General features: G+C 62.6%; 13 protein-coding genes. 6 read left to right on the forward strand and 7 right to left on the reverse strand.

Features of this window, described 5'->3' with window-relative positions:
• Positions 1-222 precede the first annotated feature (222 nt).
• Together D3870_RS00415 and D3870_RS00420 are read left to right on the forward strand one after the other, a co-directional pair.
• The gene (locus D3870_RS00415; RefSeq protein ID WP_119735739.1) at positions 223-1197 is read left to right on the forward strand and encodes a Tim44 domain-containing protein; all 975 of its coding nucleotides are present in this window, start codon (positions 223-225) and stop codon (positions 1195-1197) included.
• A gap of 306 nt (positions 1198-1503) precedes the next feature.
• Positions 1504-3273, forward strand: coding sequence for a DUF885 domain-containing protein (locus D3870_RS00420; protein ID WP_158590352.1), 1770 nt, complete (start codon positions 1504-1506; stop codon positions 3271-3273).
• 45 nt (positions 3274-3318) lie between these two features.
• Here D3870_RS00420 and D3870_RS00425 read toward each other — a convergent pair whose 3' ends face one another.
• Both D3870_RS00425 and D3870_RS00430 read right to left on the reverse strand, forming a co-directional pair.
• Positions 3319-4029 carry a hypothetical protein gene (locus D3870_RS00425; protein WP_119735743.1) on the reverse strand — a complete coding sequence of 237 codons (711 nt, stop codon included), beginning with the start codon at positions 4027-4029 and terminating at the stop codon, positions 3319-3321.
• Positions 4026-4994 carry a fatty acid desaturase family protein gene (locus D3870_RS00430; protein WP_119735745.1) on the reverse strand — a complete coding sequence of 323 codons (969 nt, stop codon included), beginning with the start codon at positions 4992-4994 and terminating at the stop codon, positions 4026-4028. The genes D3870_RS00425 and D3870_RS00430 overlap by 4 nt, the downstream gene beginning before the upstream one ends.
• A 34-nt stretch (positions 4995-5028) precedes the next feature.
• On the opposite strand from D3870_RS00430, the gene D3870_RS00435 reads away from it, so the two are divergent.
• From D3870_RS00435 to D3870_RS00445, 3 genes are all read left to right on the forward strand, one after another.
• Entirely contained in the window at positions 5029-5259 is a 231-nt protein-coding gene (locus D3870_RS00435) for a hypothetical protein (RefSeq protein ID WP_119735747.1), read from the forward strand.
• A 30-nt stretch (positions 5260-5289) separates the two neighbouring features.
• Positions 5290-8262 carry a hypothetical protein gene (locus tag D3870_RS00440; protein WP_119735749.1) on the forward strand — a complete coding sequence of 991 codons (2973 nt, stop codon included), beginning with the start codon at positions 5290-5292 and terminating at the stop codon, positions 8260-8262.
• Positions 8263-8410: 148 nt separating this feature from the next.
• Positions 8411-9424, forward strand: a complete 1014-nt coding sequence (locus tag D3870_RS00445) for an AI-2E family transporter (RefSeq protein ID WP_119741467.1) — start codon at positions 8411-8413, stop codon at positions 9422-9424.
• Between the two features lie 152 nt (positions 9425-9576).
• On the opposite strand, the gene D3870_RS00450 is transcribed toward D3870_RS00445, so the two are convergent.
• From D3870_RS00450 to D3870_RS00470, 5 genes are all read right to left on the reverse strand, one after another.
• A complete protein-coding gene (locus D3870_RS00450; RefSeq protein WP_119735751.1) occupies positions 9577-10503 on the reverse strand; it encodes a delta(1)-pyrroline-2-carboxylate reductase family protein in 927 nt (308 codons plus the stop codon).
• Positions 10504-10795: 292 nt separating this feature from the next.
• Entirely contained in the window at positions 10796-11116 is a 321-nt protein-coding gene (locus D3870_RS00455) for a high-potential iron-sulfur protein (RefSeq protein WP_119735753.1), read from the reverse strand.
• 42 nt (positions 11117-11158) lie between these two features.
• The gene (locus tag D3870_RS00460) at positions 11159-11869 is read right to left on the reverse strand and encodes a c-type cytochrome (protein WP_242489804.1); all 711 of its coding nucleotides are present in this window, start codon (positions 11867-11869) and stop codon (positions 11159-11161) included.
• 119 nt (positions 11870-11988) lie between these two features.
• Positions 11989-13758 (reverse strand): GMC family oxidoreductase, encoded by a 1770-nt coding sequence (locus D3870_RS00465; protein ID WP_119735757.1) that lies wholly within the window; start codon positions 13756-13758, stop codon positions 11989-11991.
• Between the two features lie 2 nt (positions 13759-13760).
• Entirely contained in the window at positions 13761-14516 is a 756-nt protein-coding gene (locus D3870_RS00470) for a gluconate 2-dehydrogenase subunit 3 family protein (protein ID WP_119735759.1), read from the reverse strand.
• 484 nt (positions 14517-15000) lie between these two features.
• Here D3870_RS00470 and D3870_RS00475 point away from each other — a divergent pair, with 484 nt between their 5' ends.
• Entirely contained in the window at positions 15001-15294 is a 294-nt protein-coding gene (locus D3870_RS00475) for a hypothetical protein (RefSeq protein WP_147375671.1), read from the forward strand.
• Positions 15295-15382 lie beyond the last annotated feature (88 nt).

Consider the following 15382-nt stretch of genomic DNA (forward strand, 5'->3'; position numbering starts at 1 on the left):
GTGTTTCCTTTCGACCGGCAACGCTCCCGACCCGATGCCAGGCGTAACGGACGACACCACGTGCGTTCCATCTTGTGCGTCCCCTCTTTAACTTCTATTTTTACGAAGTATTTATTCCAGTTTCTTCGCTTTTTCAATTTACGGCGATGGCGTATGCTGTCGCAACCGTGAGAGGGCTGTTGCATAACCCCTTTCGCACGGATAACGAATCCAGGAGAAAACATGAAGAAATTTTTGGTTGCGATGATGATGACCGTGAGCGCGCTGTCGCTCGTGGTGACCGAGGCCCAGGCCAAGCGCGTGGGCGGCGGCGGGTCGTTCGGCAAGCAATCGCAAAACGTCAGCCGTCAGGGCGCTGCCCCGATGCAGCAGAATCGCGCCGCGCCGGCGCAGCAATCGGCCGCGCCCGCAGCGGCACCGGCCGCCGCGAAACCGGCCAGCCCGTGGAAGAGCATGCTGGGCGGCGTGCTCGGCGGCGCGTTGCTGGGCCTCGGCCTCGGCGCATTGCTGTCCCACTTCGGTCTGGGCGGCGCAATGGCCAGCATGATCAGCACGATCCTGATGGTTGCGCTGTTCGCGATCGCGGCGATGTTCATCTACCGCATGGTGATGCGCCGCAAGGCGGGCAATGGCGCAGTCGGTGCAGGCCAGGGTGGCTTCCAGCCGGCCTATGCCGGTGCCGCCGCATCGCCGATGGCGCGTTCGACGCCGGAAATCGGTTCGCGCATCGAGCCGCTGCAACCTGCACAACCCGCCGCCCTGCAGGCAGCATCGTCCGGCAGCAGCGCGCTGGGCTATGAAGCCGCGAATGCACCGTGGGGTATCCCGGCCGACTTCGACACCGCAGGTTTCCTGCGCCATGCGAAGACCTACTTCATCCGCCTGCAGGCAGCGTGGGACAAGGCCGACATCAACGATTTGCGCGAGTTCACCTCGCCGGAAATGTATGCCGAGCTGAAGCTGCAGTTGCAGGAACGCGGTGCCTCCGCCAACCACACCGACGTCGTCTCGCTCGAGGCGGAACTGATGGGCGTGGAAACCGTCGGCGGCGACTACCTCGCCAGCGTCAGGTTCAACGGCATGATCCGCGAATCGGAGAATGCGCCGGCAGAACCGTTCGCCGAGGCGTGGAACCTGACCAAGCCGGTGGCCGGCCAGGGTGGCTGGGTACTGGCAGGTATTCAGCAACTGTCCTGAACTGATGCGGCCGGCATGGCCGCATCGCCCTCGCGCGCATGACGCGAGGTGCGATTGAAGAATCCAGAGTAGCAACCAGGCGATCTCCCAATCGATCGTCTTTCCAACCGCTCGCGGCGACGCGAGCGGTTTTTTTTATTGGCGTGGCGGCGATGCGAGGTATCGCATTCGGCATCGCATTTTCCGGCATCCATGCAGCCGTGCATTTTCGTCAAGTGTCCGTGCTACGATCCGAGGCCCGGTCGGCGGTTTGCGGCCGCCGACTCACTCGATCACGAACACCCATATCCACGCACGGGGACATCGATGCCAACCGCCATCGCATCCGTACTACGAAAGTCGAGCAGCTTTGCGGTCCTGCTCATGTTCTGCGCCTCGGCGTCATGTCAGGACGCTGCCGATCCGTCGCAGACGCTCGACCGGATTTTCAAGTCGTACGCACGGGATACCGCTCCCTACTTTCCATTTTCTGCGAGCGACAACGGCGACCACCGATACGATGGCGTGTTTGCCAACGATCTCGGCGATGAATATCGGACCGGTCTCAAGCGCCTGTGCAGCGATTACCTCAGGGAGCTTGGCACCATCGACAAGGCGGCACTGCCGCGCCAGGCGCAGTTAAGCCACACGATGTTCGAACGGCGGCTCGTCAATTGCATCGACAGCTTCGCCGGCAACTGGCATTGGATGCCGATCAACCAGGCATCCGGCTGGCACGCGAACTTTCCGGTGATGGGCGCGGGCAATGGCAGTCACCCGTTCAAGACGGTTCGCAACTACGAGGATTTTCTCAAGCGCATCGATGGCTTCGTCGTGTGGATCGACACCGCGATCGCGAACATGCGGATCGGCATGGCGCAGGAGGTGATCCAGCCGCGCGACCTGATGCTGAAGGTGTTGCCGCAGCTTGAGGCGCACATCGTGGATATGCCGGCGAAAAGCATGTTTTACACGCCGCTGACGAAATTTCCCTCCGATTTCGATGAAGAGACGAGGAGGGCGCTGACCGCCAGGTACATCGCTGCGATCGAAACGAAAATCGTGCCGGCCTACCGCAGGCTGCACGCCTTCATGCGCGACGAATACATTCCGGCTTGCCGCACGACTTCCGGCCTCGTTGATCTGCCGGGCGGCAGCGACATGTATCGTCGCGCCGTCAGGATCGCCACCACGACAGACATGACGCCGGAGCAGATCCATGCGCTGGGGCTGGCTGAAGTCGATCGCGTCCACGCGGAAATCGTGAAACTGAAGGCGGAGATCGATGCCGCGCATGATGTGCCGCTGACGCGGCATGGCGATGCGGACAGCCTGCTCGACGCGTACCGCGAATTCAGGTCAACGGTGGAAAAGGAATTGCCGAAGTTGTTCGGCCGTCTTCCGAAAACGGATTTCGAGATTCGCGCGATCGAGGCATTTCGCGAAAAATCGATGTCCTCGAGTTACCTCTTCCCGCCGATCAACGGTTCGCGACCGGGTGTGTTTTACCTCAACACGGCATCGATGAAAGCGGCAGGCGCGCATGGCACGGTGCAGCGCAGCCTGTTTCTGCACGAAGCGGTTCCCGGCCATCACCTGCAGGTGGCTTTGCAGCGAGAGAGCACGGAGTTGCCGCTGTTCCGGCGTACCGCCTGGTACGCTGCGTTCGGCGAGGGATGGGCCTTGTATGCGGAGAGCCTGGGCGATGACATGGGTCTGTATCGGAACCGGCGCGACAGGCTCGCCATGCGACGCGATGAACTGTATCGCGCCGCGCGGCTGGTGGTCGATGTCGGCCTGCACGAAAAAGGCTGGACCCGGCAGCAGGCGATCGACTACATGCGCGAGCGAGGCGGGATGGCTGCGGCAGCGGCCGAGCGCGAGGTCGAACGCTACATGGCGTGGCCGGGCCAGGCATTGAGCTACAAGATCGGGCAGTTGAAGATACTGGCGATCCGGCAGAAGGTCGAAGCCGCGCTCGGCGGCAGTTTCGACTTGCGCGCCTTCCATGATGAACTGCTGCGCGACGGCGCGATGCCGCTTGATATTCTCGACGCGAAAATGGAGCGCTGGCTGGCCGCGCAACAGGCCAGATAGGCTCCGTGCATTACACGCGTATCGCGCTGCGCGGTTGCGATGTGCCTACCGCGCCAGTCCGAACATCATCGCCGCAAACGATTCCAGCACGAACAGCGGCGTGATGCGCCACAGGCGTCGCGGCTGCGACAGGGGGATGATGCCGCGCAGGATGACGCCGTAATCGAGCGACTCCTCGTGCGGGAAGTAATTCTTCTGGATCGAGACGATCTGCCGGAAGCCTTTCCTGAAGTAGTAACGCAATTGCGGATCGAGCGGTTCCTTGCCGTGGAATTTTCGTTTCGCATGGGCGTACTGCCACACCGAGAGCTCGGGGCTCAGCGTGCGTGCCTTTCTGAAACCGGGAATGGGCGAACCGAGATAAATGTCTTTCCAGCCCGCCTTCAGTGCGCGCGGGTAGAAGAAGCGGAATATTTCCGCCACGGCATTCGCGTCGTTGCTGCTCAGGCTGATGCCGAACAGCGAGCGATGGCGCGTCGCATCGGAGAACGGCGCTGCCATGTTCGCGCTGTCTTGCCACTGCGTCGGCGCGGTGAACACGGCGGGATCGATCGGGCGCAGAAACAGCGACGCCAGCGCCGCTCCGCTGTGTGGACAGAACGCGCCGATGCACAGCGTCGGGTACGTGCGTATGCGCTGCAGAAGGGATCCGCGGTCGGCTGCCTGATGCGGCTCCCATTTCGACTGTTCCAGCGCCAGCAGGGCGGGCACGTCTTCCGGTGTCAGATGGCGTGTCAGCAGCTTGCGCATCGTCATGCCCTCCGCAGCTTGCCGGCGGTGTCGGGCGCACCGGTGACTTCATCGATCAGGCCGGTCAGATAACCTTGCGTGACGACCGCGTTGCGGCGGTACTCGTCGTTCTCTATCAGCGCCTCATGCAATTGCGCGAGACGGAAGAACGGCACGGATGGAAAGAGGTGATGTTCCGCATGAAAGTTCACACCGTTCTGGCAGATCAGGATGCGTTCCAGCCATCCGGCGCGCACGGTCCGCGAGCCCGCGAAGCCGGCGGCTGGCATGCCGAAATGCTCGCCGACATCGCGGATGTAGAGAATCGCCATCAGAAAGGTGGCCAGCGGCACGATCCAGTACAGCAGCAGTGTCCACCACAGGCCGAACCAGCTCGCCAGGCCTGCAAGCGCGAGCGCGAACACCAACCGCGCGATGCGCGTGGCGCGCGGCAGATCGAGCGCCATGCCGGCATCGAGCGTGTATCCCTTCAGATCGTCCAGCGTATGGACGCCGACGCAATGCTTGAGCATCTCGAGGAAGAACCGGGTTCTCGATTTCGGGAATCGGTAGCGCTCCTTGCGCAGCGACGACATCCAGTTCGGGTCCTGTTCGGTCGACACATGGCGATGATGCGGCATGTGGTTGCGGCGAAAGCCGTGGATCGTGATGAAGAAGGGGAAGGCGGTCAACACATCGCCGATCAAGTCGTTCAGCCATGCCAGCCTGCGGCTGAACTGGTAGTGCGAGAACTCGTGCATCAGGGCCAGCAAGGCATGCTGGCGCGTGGCGATCAGCAGCATGCAGGCGAGCGTGATTGCGATATTCGAAAAATGGCAGGCTGCGGCGATCAGCAGCACGATGCATGTCCATTCGAAGAGCGTCTGCAGCAGCAGGCGCGCGGGCACGGGTTCGGCCAATTGCTTCAACAGATCGCGTTCCAGGGAGATGCGCGCATGCGCATGCCGCGTCGGTGATGGGTTGGGATGCATACGGAAATTCCTTCGTCCGGACAAGAAAGCGGTTTTGAAAATTATTGTTTTTGCAATGGACGCGGATGCTACACAGCATTTGTTTCATTACGATGAAATGTGCGGCCTGGCGCGCGAGCCCGCCCGGGCCGATGTCATCAAGCTGAAACAATTCATTGGTAGCCTTGCGCCACGAGTTGCGGCAGCAATCATCATCAACAGGGAGCATGGCAATGGAGCGCTTGCATCATTGCGGCTTTTGACGTGCATGCCGTTATGGGGATGAACGGAATCCAATCATTCGAAGGCGGCAGCAATGGCAATCAAGAGCGTCGTTGGTTCGGCAGTCGGTAGCATCAATTCGACGACAGAAGACGCGGCAACGCAGAAAAAAGCCGGAGAAGAACAAGCCGGAGAAGAACAAGCCGGCGAAGTACAAACCGGCGAAGTACAAACCGGATATACCACCGCATCGGACGGAAGCCGGATTCCACCTCCTCCGAACAACTCGCTGCGCGATAAACTGGTGCAGCTGATCAAGCCCTCGAAGGTGATCAATCCGCCCGCCATTCGGTTCGAGGGCGACTGGCGAACTGCGGCACAGGAGATTTGCACGCACTGGATTGACAGCCAGGCGGCACATGCGCCGGACAAGGTTTCCATCCTCGCTCTGTCCCGGATGAAGGCGCTGGAATACGAGCGCAAGCATCTCGCGGAGATTCGGCCGGAGGACCGGCTCTTGCCGGGCGTCGAGAAAAAGGATTACCACAGGGAGGTCGTCCGCGCCTTTCTCGATGCGGTGGGCGAGCAGAAACCCGATGACGTGCTGAACAGCTTCAAGCTGGCCGGCACCGGCGGGCTGCACAGGCATCAGGCGACCGTCCTGACCACCGTCGGCAATGCGGTGGGCGCGGCGACGATATTGACTCCCGACCCCATTGCCAAATCCATCCTTGCGGGTATCCGGGCGGCATTGGGTCTCGCGACTTCGCATCAGATAATCGCGTCCGGCGAACGCCGCATGCGCAACGCGCAAACCGAGGAACTGATGCCGCTCGGCCGGGCCGATGCCGCGCCCAGCGCGAAGACCGCGCCCGATTTGCTGCAGGCATCCGGCGCTGTGCTGACCGAGTTATGGGACGCGAAGAAGACCCTGACGAAAATCGAAACCGCCCGCAACGCCTTGCAGGCCGCTACTGCCGCGCGTGCCGCCCATCCCGCCGATCCGGCCCTCGCGGCGGCTGTCGGGGAAGCCAGAGGCAGGCTCGATATCGCGTTTGCCAGGGCCTGTTATCAAATCGATGTGAAATCAGCCTACAAGGCGGCTTCCGAGAGCGCTAAGGTCGAATACATCGGCAACAAGCGCTATTTCATCAGCAGCTTCGCGTCCACCGGCCTGACCACGGGAGCCGGATTGTTTGCGATCCTGACACCGATTGTGGGCGCTGCGGCGACCGGCGGCGTCAGTGCGGCTGCGGCTGCGATTGCGGCCGCAATCTACGTGGGCTACCACCTCAGCAGCGGCGCGAGCAAGGACGGCGAAGAAAAGGCGAAGCGTGCGATCGTGGCGCTGGCAAAGTCCGCCGATGTGTTCAGCGAGGACAGCGTGAAATATCACAAGGACCGTGCTGACGCGTACAGGACGTATCTGCAGGAAAAGAAGGCAATCCCTCTCGGACTTCTGCCGCAGCAAAGAGCGCATCGCAAGGCGGAGGCAAAGGAGAGGCTGCAGGCGCGTCTGCGGGCCATCGCGGAAGCCGATGCCGGTGGCGGTGGCGCCGTACCGACCGCTCGGCAGAACTGGGAAGACTACCGCAACCATCATCGGGAAGCGGAATTGAGCGAAACCGATGCCGATCGACATGCACTTGCTGCACGGTTCGAGAATGCACACAAGGCGGATTTTGCGTCCAAAACCATTGCGGATGCCTGGAAGGATCCGATGCGCATGCGGATGGAGACGGGGCGTCGTCTGCTGGCGGGAAAGGTCGCGCAGGCGCACAAGCGCCTCATCCGGCTGCACCGGAAGTCCCTGAAATCGTTCGGCGGCTTGTCCGTGAACCTCGCGAAAACAGAAGAGGCGAAAGCGACCATCACGGCGGAGCTGCGGCAAGGCCTGCTGGACCTGTTGAATCTGGAGCTGGCGGCACGCCGCACGAAGCAGCTTGCGGACGGAGGCGATGCCGGTGGGGCGGATCTGCGCACGCGTGCACAGGACGCCATCGCCGCGATCCAGGACGAGGATTTTCAACAGTTGTTTTGCGGCGATGCCAAGGCCCAGGTCGAGGCCGGCAAGAAGGCCAAAAAACTGACTGCGGGAGAGCTGGAACGCTACTACTGGCCCAATCTCGGCAATGCGGTGTTCCCCATCGCATTGAATACTGCGCTGATGGGGGCCGACACGGGAATCCATGCGCAAAAGGCTCAGGGCACTTATCACGGCCCGCAGTTTGCCGACTACAAGTTTGCGATGGTACAAAACACCGGTGCGCCGGTGGGTGCGCACCAGAATGCCGGCTCTCGCGCCAAGTACCAAGGGGTCGACATGAAGGCGCTGCTCGACATCACGACGAGTGAAGGCCCGGCCGTCGCGTTGCGTGTCCGGCTGGCCGAGCATGACCCGAACCATTTCACGATGGATGCCGTTGACATGGATGCCGTGATGGCCCGTCTGCTGCAAATGGATGCCGTGCCGGATTCGATCGTGCTGACCGCTCCCGCCCCGGCAGTCGGCACGTCGGCCAGCGCAAACAAGGTCGATCTCAAGATCGATCTCGACAAGACGGCGGCATTTCATCGCGTGCGTTACAAGAATGCTCCGGTGCAAACAAGGGTCCGGTTCAATGCGGAGCGGCTGGCAACAGGTGCGAGGCAAATGCTGATGACGCTTGGCGGATTGCCGATGCAGCAGGTCGCGCGGAGTCGCTTGAAGACGACGCGTGACACGCTCAACCGGATGCAGACGCTGCATCCCGAATTGCGCGGTGAACTGCGCGATGAACCACGTCCTCACGGCGAACCGGAGATTGCACATCCGCCGGCGACGACAGCAGCCACTCTCGCGGCAACCATCACTGTCGATTCAAACCTCGCATCGGCTCCCGAGCCCCGCCCGGAGATTGTGTTCCATGAAGAATCGTGGACATTGAGCGATGCAAGCGAAGAACCGCTCTTTGCCGGCATGTTTACGCAGGCCGAACTGACGGACATGTGGGCCGCCATTCTGGGCGATGATCTTGTGCTTGCTCCATTTTCGGTGACGCATCGAACGGCGGCGTCTGAAACATGATCAGGAGCCGTACATCGGCATTCTTTGCCGAACGGCAATTCGAAAGATGGATGCGCAAGGGCAATCCTTGCCATGCCGAGGATTGATTTTCGGCACCTGCGCCCCCATCATGATGAGGTCTCAGGTCAACCATCATCAAACCTCCGCCATGCCCGATCAAAAACAATTCAACGTCCCCGGCATCGCGTCCTATCTCCTCGCCGCCGCGGCACTGATCATCGTCCTGCATTTCGGACTGCTGGCGGCGCTGTTCTCGGGCTTGCTGGTGTATGCGCTGGTGCACATGCTCACTCCTGTAATGGGCGGCAACATCAGCGATCATCGCGCCCGGATGATCGCGGTCGCGATCATCGGCTCGCTGGTCATCGCGCTGCTGTCAGTCTCGGTATGGGGCGCGGTGGTTTTCTTTCAGAGCGATGCCGGCAGTCTGCAGGGGTTGATGCGCAAGCTGGCCGATATCATCGAGGAGTCGCGCGACCAGATGCCGCCATGGATGATGGAGCATGTGCCGGAGCGGGCCGATGCGATCGGGGAAATGATTACCGCGTGGCTACGCGCGCATGCGGTGCATGCGCAGGCCATCGGCCAGATGGCGGGGCGCACGATCGCCCACCTGCTGGTGGGGATGGTGATCGGCGCGATGGCGGCGCTGCACGATGCGGCCAATGCGCCCAACTACCGGCCGCTGGCGGCGGCCCTGCATGCGCGTCTGGTCAATCTGCACGATGCGTTCCGCCGCATCGTGTTCGCGCAGGTGCGCATCGCCGGCATCAATGCGATTTTCACCGGCATCTACCTGGTGGTCGTGCTGCCCCTTGCGGGCGTGCATCTGCCGCTGACCAAGAGCATGATCGCGGTCACCTTCTTCGCCGGCCTGCTGCCGGTCATCGGCAACCTGATCTCGAACAGCGTGATCGTGATCGTCGGCCTGTCCCACTCGCTCGGGATCGCGATGGCGTCGCTCGTGTTCCTGATCGTGATCCACAAGCTCGAGTATTTCCTGAACGCGAAAATCATCGGCACCCGCATCAACGCGCATGCGTGGGAATTGCTGGCGGCGATGCTGGCGATGGAAGCGGTCTTCGGCCTGCCGGGCATCATTGCCGCGCCGGTGTTCTATGCGTATGCGAAACAGGAGTTGAGCGACCGCGGGCTGGTGTAGCGGGTCGGGCGGCATCCCGGGGTGATGGTCATTCCATTGCCGGGAGGCGTGATGGTGATTCCGGGAGTGGCGGAGATTCCTCGCAGGCGTTCGGAATGACAGGGTAAACCGAATCGATGACAGGACAGGGTGCCGGCGCATGCGCCGGTTTCTCACCCGCCGGCCAGCGACTGCACCGCCACCCGCGCTGCCGCCAGATCCCATGCCGCATGGCCCACCGTTTTCAGCACCGGCGCGACGCCGCTCTGAGGCATGCCGTGCGCGACGACGCTCGACAGGTCGCGCACCTTGTCCCACGCGATCTTCGCCTGAATCAGGTCGCCCGCTTCATGCTGCGCGCCGGCGATGTGATCGACCACGATCTGCCGCGCATGCAGCAGTTCGGGCGGAAACTCCACCATGTCGGGCTTGAACGCGCCGACGCCGACGGCGAGCGTGGTCGCCGGCAGCTGCGCCGGAATCACCGGCGACTTCGCGGTCGTCAGCGCGACCACCACATCGGCGCTCGCGCATTCGCGCGCCAGGTCGGCGCTTGCAACCGGCCGCACCTTCAGTGCCGGATGGCGCTTCGACAACGCATCGCAAAACGGCTGTGCCTTCGCGGCGTCGCGGCTGGCAATGCGGAGGTCGGTGATGCCGAAGAATTCCGCCAGCGCATCCGCGTGCGCGGCGGCCTGCACGCCGGTGCCGATCAGGATCGCCGATGCGGGCGCGGCCGGCGCGAGTTGTTGAATGCCGAGCAGCGTCACTGCCGCCGTGCGTCTGGCGGTGACGGTGGGGCCGTCGAGCAGCGCGCGCCGCCGTCCGGTCGCGGTGTCGAACACGACCACTTCGCCCTGGATGACGGGCAGGCTGTGTTGCGCATTGTTGTTGTGCACCGTGATGAGCTTGGTCACGCCGATATCCGCGCCGAGCGCGGGCATGCACAGCAGCACGCTGGCGGCGTCGATCGTGACCACCATGCGATCCGGCGCATGGATCTCGCCGCTGGCCAATTGCCGCGCCGCTTCGGCGACCGCCGGCACGAGTTTGGCGTAGGGCAGGGCTTGCGCGGTCTGGGTCGGATTCAGGATTTGCATGGGGTGCTCGCAGAGTGGTCAGTTGCCTGGGTGAGGGGGAGAATCGTGCACGCGCTCTTTCAAGAAACGGGATGGCAGCGGGGCTGGTGTCCTGGCGTCAAACCCATCCCCATCCCGCCCTTCCCCTTGAAGGAGAGTGCGTTGCGCGCTTGGCGTGTCCATTTTATGTGCAATCGGAAAATTGCGGTTCTCCATCATGGAGCCTGCGATGTGCCCGCAAGATGACATCGCCTTGAATGCTCGCGCACCAAGGCGAACTCGCGACAGAATCGAGGCCGACCTGCGATCCACTCTACCCGGCCTTCTTGACCCAGGCGCTGCACCAGCCCTTGGCTGCCACGCCCTTGCCGCCGAAGATCGTGCATGGCGCGATCGTGCCGGCTTCCTGCGCGGTCTGGTAGAACTGGCAGTTGCTGCAGGTCTGGGTGTTGTCGTGCTTCGGGAATTTCTTCTTGTCGACCGTGGTGGTCTCGTCCGTGTAGGCGAGGCTGACGGCCTGGGCGTCTTTCGGATCGATCTTCTGCAATGCGCCGAAGGCATGCAATGGAATGCCCGCGGCGGAGGCGGCGGTAACGGCCGAGATGGTCAGCAATATGACGCGACGCTTGTGCATGTGGTGCTCCTTTGTGCGAATGCGCGCCCTGTCAGGCGATTGTTATTGCGTGCCTCCCTTTTTGGAACCGGCGGCGCCGCCTTTCTGCGTGCCTGACGCCGACCCCGGGGCGGGCTGCGCGGCGTAATACGCCGCCAGCGCCGCGATGTCGCTGTCGGACAGGCGCTTGGCGATGATGTTCATCTGCTGGCTGGGGTCGGTGCTGCGCGTGCCGTTTTTCCAGGCGGTCAGCGAGGCGACGAGGTAGCCATGGTGCTGGCCCGCGAGATACGGATAGCCGGGCGGCTCGCCCGTGCCGCCGGGGCCGTGGCAGTTGACGCAGCCTTGCACGCCGATCTTGTCGTCGCCCACCGTGGCCAGCTGCTGCCCGCGCTTCGGCACTGGCGCCGGCGCGGGCGTGGATGGCGGCTGCAAGCCCGCGTAATACGCCGCGACCGCGTTGATCTGCTGCTCGTCGAGCGCCTTGGCGATCGGCGCCATCACGGCATTGTCGCGGCGGCCGTCGGCATAGCTCTTGATCTGTCGCGCGAGATAGGTCTGCGACTGCCCCGCGATGCGCGGGAAGTTGGCGGCCGCGTTGCCTTCGCCCTGCGCGCCGTGGCAGCTTGCGCAGGCCGCCACGCCGTTCGGCGCGCCGCTGTTGGCGATCTGCATGCCGGCATTGCCACCGGCGGGTGCGGCCGGGGGCGGCGTCTGCGCCCAGAGCGCCGGTGCGCACAGAACGGCGATGGCGGGAATAAGAGCGTCTAACAAAATGAAGCGAAGCGATTCTGAGTAGACGCGTCGCCGCAGACAGTACGACTGTACGGCAAGGCGGCGCAACGCCCTCAGAATCATTTTGTTAGACGCTCTAAGGGTTCTCATACGCTGCCTCATGTGCGCACCAGCGGGCCGGGGGATTTCAGATACTGCTTCACGATCGCGTCCGTCGCCCAGTACGCGAGCGCACCGAGGGTGCCGGTCGGGTTGTAGGAAGCATTCTGCGGAAAGTTCGAAGCGCCGATCACGAACACGTTGTGCACGTCCCAGCATTGCAGGTAGCGGTTCACGACGCTGGTGTTCGGGTCGGTACCCATCACGGTGCCGCCGGTGTTGTGCGTGGTCTGGTATTGCGTGACGGTATAGGGGCCCTTGCGGCCCGCGCCCGCGACCTGCTGGCCGCCCATGGCCTTGCCGATTTCCAGCGCCTTTTGCGTGATGAAGGCCGACATCTTCAGATCGTTTTCCGGGAAGTCGAAGGTCATGCGCAAGAGCGGCTTGCCCCATGCATCCTTGTAGGTCGGATCGAGATCGAGATAGTTGCTCTTCGTCGCCACCGAGCTGCCGTGGACGTTCAGCACCGAGGTATGGTTGTAGTGCCGCACCACGGCCTTCTTCCATTCGGCACCCCATGCGGGCGTGCCGGGCGGGGTCGGATGGAATTCGATCGGCCTGCCGTGCGACATCACCTCGCCGACATACGCGCCGCCGACGAAACCGTGCGGTCCGTGATCGAAGTTGTCGCTGACGAAGTCGGCGATCACCGTGCCGTTCGCGCCGGAGCGCATGAAGGGATTGATGTTGATCTTGCTGTCGAAGAAGATCTGCACTGAACTCATGGTCTGGTAGGCGTAATTGCGGCCGACCACGCCTTGCCCGGTCTGCGGATCGTAGGGCTTGCCGATGCCGGACAGCAGCAGCAGGCGCACATTGTTGAGCGCGAATGCGCCGACGATGACCAGCCGCGCCGGCTGCACGAATTCGTGCCCGCTCCCGTCTGCGTAGGTCACGCCGGTGGCCTGCTTGCGGCTGCTGTCGAGATTGATGCGCAATACCTGCGCCTGCGAGCGCAGCGTGAAGTTCTTGTCGCGCAACAGGACCGGCAGCAGCACGGTCTGCGGCGACGACTTGGCGTAATGCTCGCAGCCATAGCGTTCGCAGAAGCCGCAGAACATGCAGGTGTTCAGCGTCAGACCTTCCGGATTCGTGTACGGCTGGCTCAGGTTGGCCGAGGGCTGCGGGTAAGGGTGATAGCCGAGGCCGGCCGCCGCCTTGCGGAACAGTGCCGAGCCGTAAGGCTCCTTCATCGGCGGCGTCGGATACTCGCGCGCGCGCGGATCCTCGAAGGGATTGCCGCCGTCGATCTTCTGACCTTTCAGGTTGCCGGCCTTGCCGCTGATGCCGAGCAGGTACTCGAAGCGGTCGAAATACGGTTCCAGTTCCGCCGCCGTCACGCCCCAATCCTGGATTGTCACTTCGTCGGCAAGGAAGTTCTTGCCGTAGCGTTCGACCGTGTGCGAACGCATCTTGAAATCCGATTCCTGGAAGCGGTAGGTTTGACCGTTCCAGTGCACTGCTGCGCCGCCCAGTCCCGTACCTGGAAGAAAGCTTTCCCAGCGCCGGATCGGCAATGCGACCTGCCGACTGTTGTTGCGAAAGGTGACGGCTTCGCGCGTATTGTCCTGCATCATCGCCTTGCGCACCGAGTAGCGCAGTTCGTCATGAATCTGCGGTCCCTGAAAATCCGGCACCGTGAAGCGCGGCTCGCCGCGTTCCAGTCCCACCACCCGCAAGCCCGCACGCGTCAGTTCGCGACCCAGCATGGCACCGACCAGGCCCACGCCCACCAGCACCGCATCCACTTCCGGCAGTCGGGTTGCCATGGCTACTTCCCTCCTTTCGGCGCGCCCGGCTTTTGCGCGGGCGGCATGCTGCGATGCATATGGATCACGCCGCGATTGTCCTGCCCCATGCTCATCGGCGCGCGCGTGAACGCGATGCCGTGCTGATCCACCAGCTCATAGTAGGACGCATAGGCGCCGGGGAAGCCGATCATTTTCCACGCCGCCATATCCTTGTTGCCGCCATAGACGGGATCGCTGAAAAACCCTTCGACCGTCAGCGCCAGCAAGGATTCAAAGAAAACCCGGGACGGCACGCCGTTCAAATCCAGCGTTCCTGTCTGCAAGGATTTCAGATAGGCGTCCTGTTCTTCGGCGGCAAGCCTGGCAAGCGCCGGGACGCCGCGCTTGCCGAGGTCGGTGCGGATGCCGCGCAATGCATTGCGGAACAGTTCTGCTGGCGTGAAAGGCAATTGATAGCCCTGCGTCACTTCGCCCTCGCGCCACGGACCGTTGCGGTACAGGCGCTCGCCCGCGCCCCATGCGCCGCCGAGTTGCTTGTCGATATAGTTCGGCACACCCGCCGCCAGCGCGCCGGGACCGTTCTCGTCGGCAGGGATCAGACGCTCGACGGCCGTCTCGATGAAATTCGCTTCATCCGGTTTGAAAAAAATATACGGTGGCGGGCGCGTTGCCTGTGCCTGCGCTGCGCCGGTCTTGAGGGCATGCGCTTCCGCCGCAGTCGCGGCCAGGGCCGCGCCGGCGGCCTTGAAAAACGAACGTCGTGAAATCTTGTCCATGCTGAACTCCGGTGAAGGCCGGCATCGGTGAATGACAAGAGAAGCAAGTTGCATTCCGCGTTGGCCGTACTGTGCATCCGGCATGTTCCAGGCGGCGGAAAGGGAGGCGTTTCTGCTTACATCATGCTCCAGCGCAAGGGATTGCCGTCGCGGTCGGTGATCCTGGTCAGCTCGGTATAGATGCGCGCGATGTCCTTGCCGGCATGGTGCGTCGGCGCATTGCGGGCCATGCGCGGGTTGCGGCCATCAAGCTGGTCTGTGTGGCATGGAGTTGCGTTTTTGCACGATACGTCGGGAATGTGACAGCCGTATTTCTTTGCAACAGGTGTTGCATGCCCACTGCCGAGCGGATTAGCCGCGGGGCGGCAAATATTTTTGCATCGCCACAGAGACAGCCTGAAACTTTTTGCATGCCGGCACATCGCAGGTTTACCGGAACACGAATGATGCAAACATCTTCCCTCGACCTCACCGGAGAAACCGAATGGCGAATCTCAGCAGAAGCATAGGCAAAAAGCCGAAGAAACACGCCGCACCACTTCCTTCATCGCCCGGGCGTGACTCACGTTCAGTGACGCCGAAGGATGTGACTGCGGATGAGGCGACCGCGCAAGATGTGATGGAACGTAATCTGAGTTCGGCAGATGCCGATCAGCGCATGGAAGACTTGCTGGACGATTCGGTCGAGGCAACTTTCCCCGCCAGCGATCCGATCGCGATCACCTTGCCGCACCGGAAACGGCCGGCGAAGGGACCGCTGAAGCCGCAGAAGTATTAGTTGATCATGCAGATGATCATGCGCGCTGCCTGAGAACCTGCGCCGGCCGTCGCGCCGGCTGCGCGAGTGCGAACCGGGCGCAGGGAGA

The organism is Noviherbaspirillum cavernae (assembly GCF_003590875.1).
GTDB lineage: Bacteria > Pseudomonadota > Gammaproteobacteria > Burkholderiales > Burkholderiaceae_D > Noviherbaspirillum > Noviherbaspirillum cavernae.